Consider the following 16251-nt stretch of genomic DNA (forward strand, 5'->3'; position numbering starts at 1 on the left):
GTAAGCGGATGCAAAGGGTTTTCAAGCTACAATGCAGATAATGAGGGCTGGATTGCAATATAAAGATACTAAAATGCAGAATTATGAAAATTTTAAAAACCAATAAGCTGCTTTAGCTCCTTTACATATGTGCGGCTCACGGGTATGTTCGATCCGTCGCTCATGATGAGATTATACGTCGAATTGAACCAGGGCTGGATCTCGGCGATATGGATGACATTGACGATAAACCCGCGATGCACCCGTAAGAACGAGCGTGGGTCAAGCTTCCGTTCAAACACGATGAGCGGATCGCCCATTTTATATTCATTTTCTTCCGTTTTGATGATTGTCTTTCCTTCAATGAGCCCGATGAATAATATCGAATCCCGGTCGATCAAAACGATCCGGTCATCGATTTCAACAGCCAGTTTGCCTGTCTGCTCCGCCCCATTGCGATGCGGCGGCTTTGTCCTGGTTTCGCGCTCCCCTGCTTTGCGCACTTTGTTCAGCCTGTCCAATGTTTGGCGTATTCGCTTTTCATTAAAGGGCTTCAATAGATAATCAAATGCATACGATTCAAAGGCCTGAAGGGCAAATTCGTCATAAGCCGTGGCAAAAATGAGCGTTGGTGCTGGGTCAAGCCCGGCCAATTGTTTAGCCAATTGCAGGCCTGTGCCGTCAGCCAGCTCAATATCCATAAAAACAAGATCCGGCTTTAAGCTGGGGATATCCCTGATGGCCCCTTCTATCCCTTCTGCCTCACCGATGACTTCAGCTTGCCTGCTTCTCTTCAGAAGGTATTTCAATTCATCCCTTGCGAGGGGTTCATCTTCTACGATAAATGCTTTCAACATCGCTGTCATATGCTCCTTTTTCGTTGAGTGGTATGGTTATTTTCACTTCTGTTCCAACATTCGCTTCACTTTCTATCGAGAGGCTGGCCTGGCCCTTATAGATGCCCTCCAGCCTTTCACTGATATTATGAAGGGCCGTTCCTGTACCTTTCGGCGATTTGACAGTCCGCTTCCCCAATTCAGCTAATTTCTCTCTTGAAATCCCTTTTCCGTTATCCTTCACGGTTATGCACATCGCCGCCTCTTGAAAAGATACATCAATGAGGATTTCACCTTTGTTTCTCATTTGCGAAAAGGCATGGTGGATGGCATTTTCAACGAGCGGCTGCAGCGTGAATGGAGGCAGTGGAACCTCCTTAAGACTTGGTTCTATGTTATGAACGATTTCATATTTATCCGGAAATCGGGCCTGCTCCAGCGATAAGTATGCATGGACATGCTCCAATTCCTTTTCAAGCGGCACCAATATTTGCCTTGCGCCTTGGAGGTTGCTGCGAAAGAAAGCACTTAGCTCCATTAATAGGCTTCTTGCCTTCTCCACATCCGTCCGGCATAAAACGGAAATCGTATTGATTGCGTTGAACAGAAAATGCGGATGGACTTGTGCCTGCAAGGCCTTGATTTCAGCATCTTTCAATAACTCCGTCTGCATTTCCGCTTTAGCGAGCTCCAGCTGGGTGGAAAAAAGCTTGGCCAGCCCTTCAGCCAGCTCCTGTTCCACTTGGCTTAATTTATCGGGATGCTTGAAGTACATCTTCAACGTCCCGACCGTCTTCCGTTGGACCTGAAGGGGCAGCACGACCGCTGCTTGCAATGGACATTGATCTTGAAAGCAATAAATATCCTTTCTTGTTTTCGCGACGATGATCTCACCCTGCTCAAGAGCCTTTTTCGTTATACCCGTCGCGATTCCCTCCTTCGGGACATGATGATCGGAAGCTGCCCCCACATGAGCAAGTACGCTATTCCGATTGGTTATGGCCACGGCATCGGCTTCTGTCAGCCCAAGGATGATCTCGGCAATTTTCTTACAGGAGCTTTGATTCAAGCCCTGGCGGAAATAAGGCAATGTCTGATCCGCAATCAGGAACGCCAAATTCGTCTGCACCGCCCGCGTCCGGGCCTCATCCCTCGTAATCGATTGAATGATGAGCATGAACAGTAACGTGCCAAAGCCATTGATGAAAATCATCGGAAGTCCGATTACCTGAACGAGCTCCCAGGCCCGTTCAAATGGCTTGGCCGTTGCCAGGATGATGACCATTTGGATCGCTTCCAGGGCCATGCAAATCGGGAGGGCAAACCAAGGGGTGATCCTTCCATGCCTTTGCCGCCTTTTTCCTAAAAAACCTGACAAGACGCCAGCCAAAATTGCCGCCACGGCACAAGCCCCTGCTGTAAAACCGCCGAGAGTATAACGGTGAAGGCCTGCAATCAAACCGACCCCCAAGCCTACGAATGGCCCCCCAAGCAAGCCGCCGATGGCGACACCCATGATCCTGGTGTTGGCAATCGCATTTTCTGGCGCAATTTCGGTGTGCCAATCTCCCACGGGCATCTCATGATTTCCGATTTCAATCCCCGTATAATTACTAATGATGCCGAATGTTCCAAAAAGGACGATGAGCATGATTTTCTTTGACATTTGATGTTCATGGCCGATCATTTGCCGAAACGGCTTCATATAAGAAAGCAGGAACGCAGCAATCACGATGATCCCCACTTTTTCAAACAGCGACGGTAATAAATGAACCAACTCATCACCTCCATTTCTGGCTTTTTCATTCATCTTACAACAGCTTTGAAATCTTTGTCGAATTTTGTTTTTGCGCTCAGCCCAGCACATCATTGGAGGGCGTACCATATCTGAAACGGTACCGATCATTTTAGGAACCCAGCAAATTGAAAAAACATGTATAGTGGAGTCAGCAAAGCTAGTACTTATTAGGAGGAATCATGAATAGTAAGGTCCTGACATTTTATATTCTGGCTGGAATATCCTTGTTTGGTGCAGGATTATTTCCGCTCAGATATATAAAGTCTTTCCATTTATTTATCTCTTTGTTTATTTTAGGTATGATATTTATCTTAATCGCTCAAATTCACAAGAGGAAAGAAAAATGAGGGAGATTAAATTTGGTAGTAAACTAATACGATAAAAGAGATATGACGCGATTGTTATAAAGGATGATTGATTATTCATGAAAAAATTAACCAAATATATTGTCCTATTCCTCTGGGTAGTCATGTTTCTATATTTCTCTGATATGGTTATGCCCAAAGGTGTTTATTATTTTATTGTAGGAATTCCAGCACTTTTTCTAAGTGCCATTTTTATTTTAAAGATGTTTGATCATTCAAAAAGCTAAAGATTCCGGTGATACAATCAACCTTTTCGGAGGCTGTTTGCATCACCTTTCTTATTTTACCGTTCATTTCCATCAAATTTAATAGTCAGTAAATTTGCTTATTACTAACACTTCTTCCATAAATTTTTTGTTTGTTTGATACCTTTCCTATCTACGCCCAATCCCTATTTTAGGATTTCACTTGATTTCCCAGTCTTTTCTCACATCGCCGTTACAGGTAACGATATACACGGGAAATAAAGTTAAATTAAGGATGAATCCACAAAGAGCCCCTGCCTAACGTTGTTTATTCGTTTAGCTTCTTCCGCATGTCCGCCGCGACATTCCTTAAGGCTTTCTTCGACCCCCGCTTTAGGTCATGATCCAGCTTCCTTTCTTCGTAGCTGACGAATAGGGCGTTCAGATCATAGCCTTCCGGATATAAGTCGGCGGCTTTTATTTCAAGCTCCAGCTTATTTGCATGAACTTCCTTGAATTCATCTTCGAAAAGGACAATGACATGATTGAATGAATCCTTCTTTTTATAGATGATCGCATATCCGTCAAGTCCGCTTACTTTTACCTTGTCACCGATGTCAAATTGGGGTAAGGCTTTTTTGGAAGGGGTTTCGGCTTTCGCTTTTTTGATTTTTCCTTCCTGGACACGTTCCAAGTTATAGTCTTTATTGTCAATATAGTGTTTTGCTTTTTGCAATACCTTTTGGCGTATATCCATTTTTTTCGCGATCCACAAGGCATTGCTTTCGCCGGATTGACCGATCAGCAGCTTATACTTCGGCTCCAATGTTTCACTGTTAAACTGCATCGCCGCATTCATGAAGTCGCTGTGAATTTCGGAATAACGCTTGATTTCCCCATAATGGGTCGTCGCAACGGTGATGCATCCCTTTTGATAAAATTCCTCCAATATCGCAATCGCCAAAGCCGCACCTTCATTCGGTTCCGTTCCGCTCCCGATTTCATCGAAGAGCAACAGCGAGTTATTGGACACAGCAAGCATGATTTCCGAAATGTTTTTCATATGCGATGAAAACGTACTCAGCGCATTTTCCAGGCTTTGATTATCGCCAATATCGACGAATACGTGATCGAAGACAGCCAGCTCCGTTCCCTCTTTTCCGGCAACATGAAGCCCGGACATCGCAGCCAGCGTAAGGATGCCGATCGTCTTCAGGACGACCGTTTTCCCTCCGGCGTTAGGTCCGGTGATGATCAAGCTGCGATAATCGTGACCGATTTCGAAATCCAATGGTACACTGTCGGCGGGCAAAAGCGGATGCTTGCAGCCTGCTAATCGGATATACCCATGATCATTGATTTTCGGTTCAATCCCGTCCAGGCTTTTACTGAACTTGGCTTTTGCGAAGATCATATCATATTGACTGATCAGCTCGATATTGATTTTGATCGGTTTCAGTTGCTCGAAAACCGTGCCGGATAATGTAGCCAAAAGTTGATACTCCTCCATCGCTTCCTCCGCTTTGAAGCTGGCCAATTCTGCATTCAGTTTCGTCACGGTGGCAGGTTCGATGAATACGGTGGCCCCTTTGGCCGAAACCTCCACGATCGTCCCGGCCACCTGGTTTTTATAAGAGGCTTTGATCGGGATGGTGTAGCGATCATCTTTTTTGCTGATGAAGAATTCCTGAATGAACTCTTTATTGGCCCCGCTCTTCAAGAACTTATGCAGCCGCTCCTCTATTTTGCTTTCCATTTTGCTGATTTGATTCCGAATCCGCTTCAAATCCCTGCTGGCTTCCGAAGCAACCGCATTCCCTTTTATCGTGAATTGGATCTCTTCCTCGATGCTCCTTAAATCGGTCATCGAATGAGCGTACGAATGCAGGGTTGGGGCAAAGAACGCTTTATCGGTCATAAACGTCTTGATATTCCGGCAGCCTCTCAAAAAGTCGGCTATCGCCACAAGTTCACTCGGCTCCAGGATCATTCCCTTTTCCAGTTTGTCGATATGAAGACCAACATGGGATATGCCTTTTAAAGGAATATGGCTTTCCGCGTTCAATAAGTTCCTCGCTTCCGTCGTCTCGTTCAAACGGTTCTTAACAACCTTCAACACGCTGCTTGGCTGAAGCCGATCCAACAATTCCTTTCCTAAGCCGCTTACACAATGGTTTTTCACCATTTCTTTTAGTTGGATATATTGTAATTTTTCATAAGTCATCGTATTCATAGCCTGATCCTCCTTGAATGAGTGTGATTTTCTCCTTAAATCCAAAAAATGCCCGCAAAAGTCCCCCCTACCTTTACAAATGAACAAGCCATTTGAGTAGAAAGCTCCTGCGGGCACGGCCTCATCAATGATAAGAACCTAAAATCGATAACAAAATAGGCAGGTCAAATAAACCTGATCTACAACAAAAAAGCATGATAGGACAAATCCCACCATGCAATTTCGCCGTAACACCTACATGTTACGCGAATTATGGAAAAGGAAGCAGTCTTAAGGTAGGCATTCACAGTTGCATAATTGCACCGTGAAAAAAGGCATACTTAATCCACTGACTTATCAGTGATTAAAAAACCTTATTCAACTGAATTAGTTGATACCTACTCCCGACATAAAACACCACACCTTTTCTAAGAATTGGAACTAACATACCATATTAGTAAGAAAGAGTCAAACTATTTTCGAATGGACTTTTGAAGGTATAATTTCATGGTTCTTTACGTTGCGCCCAATGGGGAGACTGCACAATTGTGTTTGGGCGTTTTGTAGTCTCGATAGCCCGCATTTATTTATCGAGCACTTTAATAGCTCGCCAGTCAGGCAGGCCAGGGTCCGAATTGGCGAGTAAACGCACGTTTTTCGCGAGTAAGGCTCCCGAATTCACGAGCAAAGCACAAATCTTTTTTTTATGAATGATGACGACAAAATGGATCCGGGTCCTCAACTTCTGTTTTCAATGTCTGAATATTTACTTTAAAATCGGGGTATGTTATCCTTATATTGTCATAAACTAAAAACAGCCCCATGCGCTAACATGAGGCTGACAACTAGCAAGAGTGGTTGGTCACAACTAACTTAATTTAATCGTCAGAAGAAGAACCATTGCCATCTTGGGAGGATGAGTGGTTCTTTTTCCGTTTCTTGGCGAACATAGACAGGACAAGACTGGTTGCTACTGCAACAACGATCTCTTTACCCATATCTATCATGATGTTCAATAAGAAATGAATCATGCAGTCACCTCCTTCCCATCCATAATTAGATGGAAAAGTATGTGACCTACCACTCTATCCTCAGTTGTCCTTTTATCTTATCATATATTTCCATTTTTTTGAAATCATACTCAACATTAAATAGGAAAAGAGGATTATCCACCTTCGGATAATCCCTTTTCTTATTTTATTATGAGAGGGACTACTTTCCCTTCATTTACGTTGATCAATCCATGGTCCGTTATTTTCAGGGCCGGGCTGACTGGGAGCGATAAGGTGCTTAATGACATGATGACATTATAATGTTCGTAGCCTAACGATTTAAGCGAGTCAGTCAGTCGCTCGACTTGTTCCGATACGATGTCCATCGGTTCTTCGGAAAGGATCCCCCCCACTGGGAGATGAATCATCGAGAGGATCTTGCCGTCATGGACACTGCAGACGCCGCCTTGGTTCCTGATGACTTCATTAGCGGCCATCACCATGTCCTGCTTATTGCGGCCGATCACCAATAGATTATGGTTATCATGTGAATAGGTGGTGGCAACCGCTCCCCGTTTCAAAACATCGCCGGTGATCAGGCCGTGGGCCCGGTTGCCGTTTTTCCCATACCGTTCGAAGGTGGCAATCAACCCGTAGGGGCTTTCTTCCCAACATAATTCACCCTTCTCCATCGTGAGCCAATCATGTGTTTCACTTGTGAAGGTGGAACCATTCTGCACATTGATGATCCGGCACTTAGCTTGTCCCTGCTCATCCGGTACAGATAGGTGAAAATCGTTTTCGCTCAGGTCCGCAAGCTTCACACTTTGATAGAAGTGTTCCGGAAATTGCTTGCCGCTTGCTTCCTGCACGTAAGGCTGTGACGAATCATAAGCGAGCTCGCCGTTTTTATATACCTGCTCGATGTCAAAGCTTTGCAAGTCCGAGATAAGCAGGAAGTCAGCCACCTTTCCAGGGGCAATTGCGCCGCGATCATGCATCCGCATCCGCTGTGCCGGTGTATACGTACAAGCATATATCGCTTTTTCCGGGGACATGCCCATTTGGATCGCTTTCTTTAACAGGACATTCAGATGCCCCCTTTTTTGGAAAGAGTCGGTCATGACGTCATCGGTGACGAAGCAGAAATGCTCATCCACTTGATTTTCCTTCAAATAATCCATCACTTCTTCAGTCATCGATTTCTCTTGTATCTCAATGAACATCCCGGCAGCGATCCGCGCATCCAACCCTTCAACGGTCTGGTGCGTATGATCTGAATCCACTCCGGCATGAATGATTTTTTGCAAGTCCAAGTCGAGCAGCTTTGGAACGTGCCCCTCTATGATCAGATCTGGATAATGGGAGCGGATGTGGGACAGGATTTTATTCGTTTTGCATTCGGGGTCGGAGATGACCTCATAGTAATTCATGATTTCGCCGAGACAGATAATATCCTCGGTTTGCATCAATTCGTCCATGTCGGAAATTTCGATGGAACCGCCCGTCGTTTCCATCGATGTCGCAGGGACGGAGCTCGGGATGGCATAAAACATATCCGCGACACACTCTTTACTCGCCTTGATCATTTCCTTCACTCCGGAAATACCGAAGACATTGGCCATTTCATGCGGTTCCGGCACGATTGTGGTCACGCCATTCTTGATGAGGCCATAGGAAAACGTGGCCGGTGTCACCATCGTGCTTTCAATATGCAGGTGGATATCGATCAGTCCAGGGATCAGATACTTCCCCTTTCCATCGAGAATCCGATCGGCAGCGAAGGCATCCGGCTCCCCAGCTCCAATATAATAGAACCTGCCGTCCTTGATGGCCGCGTTCCCTTTCATGAACCTCTTAAAGTAACTGTTGAAAATGTTGATATCTTTTATAAGCATATCCATTCGCATAACTTCCCCCCCTAACCTAATCGACAAGCACCATCTGGCTTCTCGGAACTTCAAGGACGATCTCCTGACCCATCCGGTAGGATTCCGTCATTTCCTTATTGACGATGAAATCCCCTATTGGCGTTTCAACGACGTATTGATAGCTTCTTCCAAGATACGTGCTTACCTTGACTCGCCCGGATACACTATTTTCCTGCACGGCTGCGGCATCATCCTTTTCCCTGATCAACAGATCGTCCGGTCTGATCGCGCCTATTTTCCCGGCATGATTGGCCATCCGGGCATCCTTATCCAATACGAAGGAGTAGCCGGATTTATTCAGAACAATTTTACCGTCATGATCCGTCCGCTTATCGAAGTCAATGAAGTTCTTGAAGCCGATGAAATCCGCGACGAATTTGGTTTCAGGATATTTGTAGATGGTCGCAGGATCACTCAGCTGCTCGATGACCCCTTTATTCATGATCGCCACTTGGTCGGATATGGAAAAACATTCTTCCTGATCATGGGAAACATAAACCGTCGTAATCCCCAGTTCCTGTTGGATGCGGCGAATTTCGACCCGCATATTCACCCTTAAGTTCGCATCAAGGTTGCTCAATGGCTCGTCAAACAAGAGGATATCAGGTTCGATCACCAGCGCCCTCGCAATCGCGACCCGCTGCTTTTGCCCGCCGGAAAGCTCTTGGGGATATCGTTTTTCAAATCCTTTTAAATTTACGATTTCGAGCACATTCATTACTTTTTTTTCAATTTCAGCCTTTGAATTCTTTCTTAGGCGCAGACCGAAGGCAATATTATCGAAAATCGACAAATGCGGGAATAAAGCATAGTTTTGGAATACAAAGCCAAAGTTCCGCTTGTTGACGGGAACCTTCGTATAATCCTTATCCTTGAATAAAAATTTTCCTTCGTTCGCCTGTAAAAAGCCGGCGATCAAACGCAGGGTCGTCGTTTTCCCACAGCCGCTCGGGCCAAGGAGGGAGACCAATTTCCCTTTTTCAATCTCCAGGTTGAAGTCCTTTAAAATATTCTGTTTGTTATAGGCTACAGATACATCTTGTAAAGTGAATAACGCCATCCATCATTACCTCCTTTATCGTTTTGTGAAATAAGACAAGCCCATGAGCCGTTCAACCATGAACATGAAGAATGCCGTTATGAACATGAGCACTACGGAAATGGCCGAAATGGTCGGATCGAAATAATTCTCTACATACGTCAGCATCTGAATCGGGAACGTGCTAACTCCAGGACCCGTCATATAAACGGAAATGTCCACATTATTGAAGGATTCCAAAAAGGCAATCATCACGGCTGCCAGGATTCCTGATTTGATATTCGGGAGGACGACCGTGAAGAATGTCCCCAGCTTACTTGCCCCAAGACTCTCGGCCGCTTCTTCGATGGAAAAGTCGAAGTTTGACAGGCTTGAGGAAATCACGCGGATGATGAACGGCAGCATGATGACTGTATGCCCGACAAACAGGGCCGCATGGATCGGAAGCTGATACGTTCCCACAATATAACGCAAAAACGCAAAGCCAAGCACGATGCCCGGAACTAAGATCGGCGAAACGAAAAACGCATTAATGAGGGACTTCCCTTTAAAATCAACTCTGCTTAATGCATAAGCAGCCGGAACTCCCAGCAATAGCGCCAATAGATTGCCGGCAAGCGAAACAAGAATGGACGTTTTGAATGCGACTAAAAACATGTCCACCTTGAAAATATTTTCATACCATCTTAAAGAAAACTCTTCTGGCGGGAACTTCAAAATATTTCCGCCCTCGAATGACGTAACGGATATGATCAGTAAAGGCCCTAGTAAAAAGAGAAACACCAGGAGAGTAAACAGGGCCAATCCTCGATTTTTTTCCTGCATACACCTCTACCCCTTTGGATTTAATTTTTTTGCCAAACCATTCATGATCGAGATGATAAGGACGGTTACGGCAATCATGATCGTCGCGACGATCGATGCCACCTGCCACTCATTCAAGGTTATGGCATTTTGATAAAGAAATGTCGAAATGACTCGCTGCTTCCCGCCTAATAAGGCTGGCGTCGTATACGCCGTGAAGCTTCCTACAAAAACGAGGATGCTGCCAATGACCAAGCCTGGAACGGAAAGCGGGATGATCACCTTTGAAAACACGGCCAGCCGTGAAGCTCCAAGGCTCTCCGCCGCCTTCAATAAATCGGTCTCGATGTTTTCCATTACGCCTACCAGCGTTACGATGATCAAAGGCAGGAATAAATGGACCAAGCCGATGATGATCGCCGTCGGCGTATACAATATGTCAAGCGGCTTGTCGATCAAGCCGATGCCCATAAGCAATTTATTCACCACACCGTTTTTACCGATGATCACCATCCAGCTGAATGAGCGGACGACCGGGCTCGTCAGGAGCGGAAAAATCGTCAGCAAAAGCATGATCGCTTTTTTTCTTTGTTTTAGTTTCGAAATATAATAGGCTGCTGGAAAACCTAAGAGAATACAAAGGATCGTCGTGAACAGACTCACCTTAAGTGTCGTGAGCAGGATTTCAATAAAGTATCGATCTTTGAAAAAATCCAGATATCCTTGTATCGAAAAACCATTGTCATTGATGAATGTCGTCCCTATCGTCAAAAAGATGGGAATGATCATGAAAACCGTCAAAAAAAGTAACCCTGGCAACAGCAGCAGGTATAAATAGCGTTTTTTCACCTCGGAGCCCCCTGATCGTTTGATTTATGAATGGATGGTGCGAATGAACAGGTCGAAAAACGCTTCTGCATTGACATCCAGACAAACATGCACATTCGCAGGCTTCATCAGCCGGTCCTGAAAGTCGCAAACCATCTGTCCATCACAAATCTCACTTTTTGTTTCTATATCTACATAATATTCTTTTGTCGTGACAAGATCTTTTTGCAAAGCGACGCCAACCGCCAATGGATCATGCATGGCGCATGCCCAAACACCATTCCGCTCAAAATACCTTTTCCGATAGTCTGATGTGCTTTCGCTTATATAGTCAGCAAGCTCTTGATTTTGAATTGCTTGGATATGCGCCTCGCTCAGCAGCACCTTTCTCGTGACATCGAGACCGACCTGGGTGATCGATCGGAACCCTGCATGCAGGACGATTTTGGCTGCTTCCGGATCGACGTATGCGTTATATTCAGAGGTCGGCGTAACATTGCCGCCCCCTTGTACAACTCCGCCCATGAAAATGACTTCCTTCACCAGCTGGGTGATTTGCGGACATTTCTTCACCGCAAGTGCCAAATTCGTAAGCGGTCCCGTCATGATCAGCGTCACTTCTTCCGGAAAGTTCAAAATGGAATTGATGATGAAATCAGCCGCAAACCCATCATCAGGCTGCTTCGTAACGGGGACGTTCGCGAGGGCGCCCCCTATCCCATCCTCCCCATGGATCCTATGCTCAAAAAAGGAGGGCCTGATGAGGGGGGCATCTGCGCCCTTTATGACTGAAATGTCTTGTTCGCCGAGCATATCGAGTATCTTGCACGTGTTAAGAGTGGCCGTATCAAGTGATACATTGCCGTTTACGGTTGTAATCGCCAATATGTCGAATTGACGGCTTTTCACGGCGAGAATGATCCCGATTGCATCATCTATTCCAGTATCCACATCGAGAATCAGTTTTTTCTTCATTCATCAAACCTCATTCCATTCTTAGTGTGCAAGCTCACGATTCCAACGATCGATCCATTGTTTCGAGTTTTCATTAACGAACTTCATGTCCAGGACACGCAGGCTGTTAATGACGTCTTCACCATATGTTAAGCCTTTCGCCTCTTTTTCAGACAGCTTCACTTCCGTATTGACAGGAGAGTCGATTTTCGCCTTCGCTGATTTTTCCTGTACTTCCTTGCTTAAGATGTAATTCATGAACTCTTCAGCCAATTCTTTTTGATCGCTGGCTTTTACGATATTCACCGTATTCATGACCGCGTATCCGCCTTCTTTCGGAGCAATGAACTTCGCATTCGGGACGGCTTCCTGTAAATCACCGAAATACATTTCCATGATCGGGCCAGCCGCGATTTCCCCTTGCGAGAACATGTTGACGAACTCGGATGTTTGCCCGTACTCTTTTACCGCATTCGGCATGATCTTTTTCATTTGGGCAAAGGCCTTATCTTCATTGAATTCCTTACTTCCGCTTACTTTCGAAGCCGCATCCAAAAACATCGGGCCAGTCGTAGAAGTAATGGATGGAATCGTGATTTTTCCTTTCAAATCTTTGCTCCAAAGATCTTTCCACGAGGAAATCGGTGCATTCACTTCATCGGGATTATAGGCAATCCCAAATTGGGCAATCGTATAGGCCGGGCCATAGTCGGCGCCATTCGGGGCCTTCGCTTGGTCGTAAATCTGTTTCATGTTCGGAACCTTTGCAGCATCGATTTTTTCGAATAACCCTTCATCGATCCCCTGCTGTGCATAATAATCGGATAAATAGATGACATCCACGTCACTATTTGCTTGGCGTACCTTATTCAGTCGATCTGCATTATTTCCTGAATCGACGACGATCTTGACATTATGCTCCTTTTCAAAAGGCTCATAGACCTCAGGGCGGAAGAAATCATCGGCAAATCCCCAAGTCGAAACGACTAACTTGGCCGATTTTCCCTTTCCCTCCTCCTTTGAGGAGCAAGCCGCTAAAACTAGTGTGAACACCGTGAACATCATGAATAAGCTAATTATTTTTTTCATCATCGAACCCTCCAATTTGATATTGTATAAAATTCCCTTTTTACAGCCATACATGTAAAAAAAGACAATCTTAAATAGAATTAGCATTCTACCCAAGATTGTCTTTTCTTTGTAAACAAAGATAAAACTTATCATTTTGGTACTTTTGCGGCGTTCGCTCCAGATATATCCGGAGCGAAATCCATTTATAGGATTACATAGTTTCCTTCAATACAATATTGGTGAAAGCCCGCTGCGTTGCTGAGTCATAATCCCTCAAGACCGCTTCGATCTCCCAATCCGTTTGTGTTTCCAGTTTTTGTCTCAATTTCTTTTTATAAAGCAGTGACATATGAAAATCAACCTCCTGCTTCAGGCTGGGAACTTCTCCCTCCAAAGCCTCGGAGCGTGGTGCACGGCGATGTTTGGCCTGAAATGTGATCACATTCAGTTCAACGGTAACCTTGAGCACCGTCGTACCAAAACCGAACAATTCCTTCGATACCTCATTATACATATGAGAAAGCAATTTCTTCGTTTCATTAGTGTTTATCGGTAAGATGACTTTTCACCTGCCAAAACTATCATTTGAGGTAATTATATATACTTTTTTTCAATAGCACAAGATAATATTCGGATTTGATACGAAAAAATGTTCAAATCCCTGAAAATCGACCATTTAACTACCAATAACCGAATTATATCAGTAAGTTCCTTATGATCCTTCACTATATTCATATAACTTTACAACGAGCCACATCCACTGATCCTACCTATTTTGGGAAGTCTTTACCCGTTTTGATTTTCATGCCCGTCCATGTGTTGAAAATGTTTTCAGAGAAATTTGCTCCTTATTGAAAACAATTGATATCTCTTGGTTCCTTATTGTAAACGCTTTTATGGGGAATTAATATACAAGTATAGCTTAGCCAATAAATAAAGAGGGTCATAGGCTCAATGAATAAGGGAGGAATGTTTTATGAAGAAAGCTTTTGAGAAAGCGCAGCAGTTCGGTAAATCTTTTATGCTCCCGATTGCCGTTTTACCAGCGGCCGGATTATTGCTGGGAATCGGCGGTGCTCTTTCCAATCCTAATACAGTTGAGGCTTATCCATTTTTGGATTTTGCCTGGTTGCAGGCTATATTCACGATCATGAGCTCTGCAGGCAATATCGTTTTCGCCAACTTGCCTGTCATCTTTGCCGTCGGCGTCGCCGTAGGCTTAGCGCGTTCGGATAAAGGGACCGCTGCCCTGGCAGCCATGATCGGCTACTTCGTGATGAATAGTTCGATCAATGCACTGCTTCAAATAACCGGGGAGCTTGCCAAGGATAATTTGGCTGGTGCCGGACAGGGAATGGCTGTTGGGATCCAAACACTGGAGACTGGGGTGTTCGGCGGTATCATAGTTGGTATCACCGCAGCATTTTTGCATAATAAATATAATAAAATTCAGCTTCCACAAGTATTGGGATTCTTCGGGGGCTCCCGTTTCATCCCAATCATCGTTTCATTCGCATCCATCCTGGTCGGAGCCTTATTGTTTGTCGTATGGCCTTACTTCCAGCTTTTCATTAACCAGCTTGGTGCACTGGTAACGAGCACAGGAACGATTGGAACCTTCTTCTACGGATTCATTTTGCGCATGCTCGGGCCGTTAGGGCTTCACCATATCTTCTATCTCCCTTTCTGGCAAACTGCTTTAGGGGGAACGATGGAGATCAAAGGCCAGCTTGTAAGCGGAACGCAGAATATCTTCTTCGCCCAATTGGCCGATCCAACTACGACCAAGTACTATGAAGGGGTATCACGGTTCATGTCAGGACGGTTCATCACGATGATGTTTGGTTTGCCTGGAGCGGCATTGGCCATCTATCATTGTGCTAAACCAAAAAACAAGAAGGTAGTGGCCGGTTTGCTTCTTTCAGCAGCCTTAACGTCCTTCTTAACGGGCATTACCGAGCCGTTGGAGTTCAGTTTCTTATTCGTCGCTCCGATCCTTTATGTATTTCATGCCATATTCGACGGCTTGGCGTTCATGATGGCTGATATATTCAATATCACGATCGGTCAAACCTTCTCTGGAGGCTTTATCGATTTCACCTTATTCGGGATACTCCAGGGGATCAGTAAAACAAATTGGATTTATGTCCTTGTAGTGGGCATTCCGTGGTTCTTCCTTTACTACTTCACATTCAAGTTCTTGATCAAGAGAAAGAACTTAAAAGTGGTTGGCCGTGAAGATGAGGAACAAGCCGTCTCGCAACAAGTGGCGGCATCGGAAAGAACCGAGACCATTGTCGAGGGCTTGGGCGGACAGGAAAATATCGAGATCGTCGATTGCTGTGCAACTCGCTTGCGCGTCACGGTAAAGGATGAAGCTTTGGTAAAAGAAGACGTCATCAAACAAACCGGTTCCAAGGGCGTCGTCAAACAAGGAAAAGGCATTCAAATCGTATACGGACCACAAGTAACGATCATCAAAAATGAAGTGGAAGAGTATTTGGGCCACTAAGCGGATAGATAACGATAAGGGAGTGTTACACATGCAAAATGTGCTGGATACCATTCATAAGGGATTGATCGTGTCTTGTCAGGCATTGGAGAATGAGCCGCTGCACAGTTCTTTCATCATGGGGCGCATGGCTGTCGCCGCAAAGGAAGGCGGTGCGAAATGCATTCGCGCTAACTCTGTAGCCGATATAATCGAGATCAAGAAAAATGTCGACCTGCCAGTCATCGGGATCATTAAACAGGTCTATGGACAAAACGATGTCTATATCACCCCTACCATGACGGAAATCGATGCATTGATGGAAACGAAAGCAGAAATCATTGCGACCGATGCGACTGCGCGTGTACGGCCGGACGGCAAAACGTTAAAGCAGTTTTACGATGAAATACGGGCAAAATATCCAGATGTTTTGCTCATGGCCGATGTATCCTCCAAAGAGGAGGCCATATACGCCGACCAACTAGGATTCGACATTGTCGCGCCTACTTTATACGGCTATACAAACGAAACGAGCGGCCAGAAAATTTATCACGACAACTATGCTGTGCTGAAGGAAATCGTAAGCGCCGTGAAAAAGGCAAAAGTCATCGCTGAAGGGAATGTCATTACCCCGGAAATCGCGCGTTCCGTATTGGATATGAACGTACATGCAGTAGTAGTCGGGGGCGCCATCACCAGGCCCCAGCAAATCACTAAAAGATTCGTCGATGCGATTCAAGAATAGAAGTGCACAAGCAATGAAAAG

At 45.1% G+C, this 16251-nt stretch carries 13 protein-coding genes; 2 read left to right on the plus strand and 11 right to left on the minus strand.

The window, feature by feature from the left end; translation table 11 throughout:
* Nucleotides 1–92: 92 nt before the first annotated feature.
* The 11 genes from AS888_RS03770 to AS888_RS03815 form a co-directional block, all read right to left on the minus strand.
* Nucleotides 93–836 (minus strand): LytR/AlgR family response regulator transcription factor, encoded by a 744-nt coding sequence (locus tag AS888_RS03770; RefSeq protein WP_061140840.1) that lies wholly within the window; start codon nucleotides 834–836, stop codon nucleotides 93–95.
* A complete protein-coding gene (locus AS888_RS03775) occupies nucleotides 808–2592 on the minus strand; it encodes a sensor histidine kinase (protein WP_061140841.1) in 1785 nt (594 codons plus the stop codon). Before AS888_RS03775 ends, AS888_RS03770 begins: the two co-directional genes overlap by 29 nt.
* An 899-nt stretch (nucleotides 2593–3491) precedes the next feature.
* Nucleotides 3492–5396, minus strand: a complete 1905-nt coding sequence (locus AS888_RS03780) for an endonuclease MutS2 (protein WP_061140842.1) — start codon at nucleotides 5394–5396, stop codon at nucleotides 3492–3494.
* 857 nt (nucleotides 5397–6253) lie between these two features.
* Nucleotides 6254–6406: a hypothetical protein gene (locus AS888_RS25480; RefSeq protein WP_155645369.1), complete on the minus strand. Its 153-nt coding sequence runs from the start codon at nucleotides 6404–6406 to the stop codon at nucleotides 6254–6256.
* A 161-nt stretch (nucleotides 6407–6567) separates the two neighbouring features.
* A complete protein-coding gene (locus AS888_RS03785; RefSeq protein ID WP_061140843.1) occupies nucleotides 6568–8277 on the minus strand; it encodes an adenine deaminase C-terminal domain-containing protein in 1710 nt (569 codons plus the stop codon).
* 16 nt (nucleotides 8278–8293) lie between these two features.
* The gene (locus AS888_RS03790; protein ID WP_061140844.1) at nucleotides 8294–9358 is read right to left on the minus strand and encodes an ABC transporter ATP-binding protein; all 1065 of its coding nucleotides are present in this window, start codon (nucleotides 9356–9358) and stop codon (nucleotides 8294–8296) included.
* A gap of 15 nt (nucleotides 9359–9373) precedes the next feature.
* Complete coding sequence (locus AS888_RS03795) at nucleotides 9374–10162, minus strand: ABC transporter permease (protein ID WP_061140845.1); 789 nt, start codon at nucleotides 10160–10162, stop codon at nucleotides 9374–9376.
* Nucleotides 10163–10168: 6 nt separating this feature from the next.
* The gene (locus AS888_RS03800; protein WP_061140846.1) at nucleotides 10169–10990 is read right to left on the minus strand and encodes an ABC transporter permease; all 822 of its coding nucleotides are present in this window, start codon (nucleotides 10988–10990) and stop codon (nucleotides 10169–10171) included.
* A 24-nt stretch (nucleotides 10991–11014) separates the two neighbouring features.
* The gene (locus AS888_RS03805) at nucleotides 11015–11944 is read right to left on the minus strand and encodes a nucleoside hydrolase (RefSeq protein ID WP_061140847.1); all 930 of its coding nucleotides are present in this window, start codon (nucleotides 11942–11944) and stop codon (nucleotides 11015–11017) included.
* A gap of 21 nt (nucleotides 11945–11965) precedes the next feature.
* A complete protein-coding gene (locus AS888_RS03810) occupies nucleotides 11966–13012 on the minus strand; it encodes an ABC transporter substrate-binding protein (RefSeq protein WP_061140848.1) in 1047 nt (348 codons plus the stop codon).
* Between the two features lie 193 nt (nucleotides 13013–13205).
* Complete coding sequence (locus AS888_RS03815; RefSeq protein ID WP_081092297.1) at nucleotides 13206–13508, minus strand: DUF2294 domain-containing protein; 303 nt, start codon at nucleotides 13506–13508, stop codon at nucleotides 13206–13208.
* A gap of 462 nt (nucleotides 13509–13970) precedes the next feature.
* Between AS888_RS03815 and AS888_RS03820 the strand changes: the two genes are divergently transcribed.
* Together AS888_RS03820 and AS888_RS03825 are read left to right on the plus strand one after the other, a co-directional pair.
* The gene (locus tag AS888_RS03820; protein WP_061140850.1) at nucleotides 13971–15506 is read left to right on the plus strand and encodes a maltose/glucose-specific PTS transporter subunit IIC; all 1536 of its coding nucleotides are present in this window, start codon (nucleotides 13971–13973) and stop codon (nucleotides 15504–15506) included.
* A 31-nt stretch (nucleotides 15507–15537) separates the two neighbouring features.
* The gene (locus AS888_RS03825) at nucleotides 15538–16230 is read left to right on the plus strand and encodes an N-acetylmannosamine-6-phosphate 2-epimerase (protein ID WP_061140851.1); all 693 of its coding nucleotides are present in this window, start codon (nucleotides 15538–15540) and stop codon (nucleotides 16228–16230) included.
* Nucleotides 16231–16251 lie beyond the last annotated feature (21 nt).

This window comes from Peribacillus simplex (assembly GCF_001542915.1).
Taxonomy (GTDB): domain Bacteria; phylum Bacillota; class Bacilli; order Bacillales; family DSM-1321; genus Peribacillus; species Peribacillus simplex_B.

What these genes read in the sequence shown, in the direction of transcription:
- AS888_RS03795 (WP_061140845.1), bottom strand. Translation starts at nt 10,162, where the DNA reads ATGCAGGAAAAAAATCGAGGATTGGCCCTGTTTACTCTCCTGGTGTTT.
- AS888_RS03815 (WP_081092297.1), bottom strand. Translation starts at nt 13,508, where the DNA reads ATGTATAATGAGGTATCGAAGGAATTGTTCGGTTTTGGTACGACGGTG.
- AS888_RS03780 (WP_061140842.1), bottom strand. Translation starts at nt 5,396, where the DNA reads ATGAATACGATGACTTATGAAAAATTACAATATATCCAACTAAAAGAA.
- AS888_RS25480 (WP_155645369.1), bottom strand. Translation starts at nt 6,406, where the DNA reads ATGATTCATTTCTTATTGAACATCATGATAGATATGGGTAAAGAGATC.
- AS888_RS03785 (WP_061140843.1), bottom strand. Translation starts at nt 8,277, where the DNA reads ATGCGAATGGATATGCTTATAAAAGATATCAACATTTTCAACAGTTAC.
- AS888_RS03810 (WP_061140848.1), bottom strand. Translation starts at nt 13,012, where the DNA reads ATGAAAAAAATAATTAGCTTATTCATGATGTTCACGGTGTTCACACTA.
- AS888_RS03790 (WP_061140844.1), bottom strand. Translation starts at nt 9,358, where the DNA reads ATGGCGTTATTCACTTTACAAGATGTATCTGTAGCCTATAACAAACAG.
- AS888_RS03805 (WP_061140847.1), bottom strand. Translation starts at nt 11,944, where the DNA reads ATGAAGAAAAAACTGATTCTCGATGTGGATACTGGAATAGATGATGCA.
- AS888_RS03820 (WP_061140850.1), top strand. Translation starts at nt 13,971, where the DNA reads ATGAAGAAAGCTTTTGAGAAAGCGCAGCAGTTCGGTAAATCTTTTATG.
- AS888_RS03770 (WP_061140840.1), bottom strand. Translation starts at nt 836, where the DNA reads ATGTTGAAAGCATTTATCGTAGAAGATGAACCCCTCGCAAGGGATGAA.
- AS888_RS03825 (WP_061140851.1), top strand. Translation starts at nt 15,538, where the DNA reads ATGCAAAATGTGCTGGATACCATTCATAAGGGATTGATCGTGTCTTGT.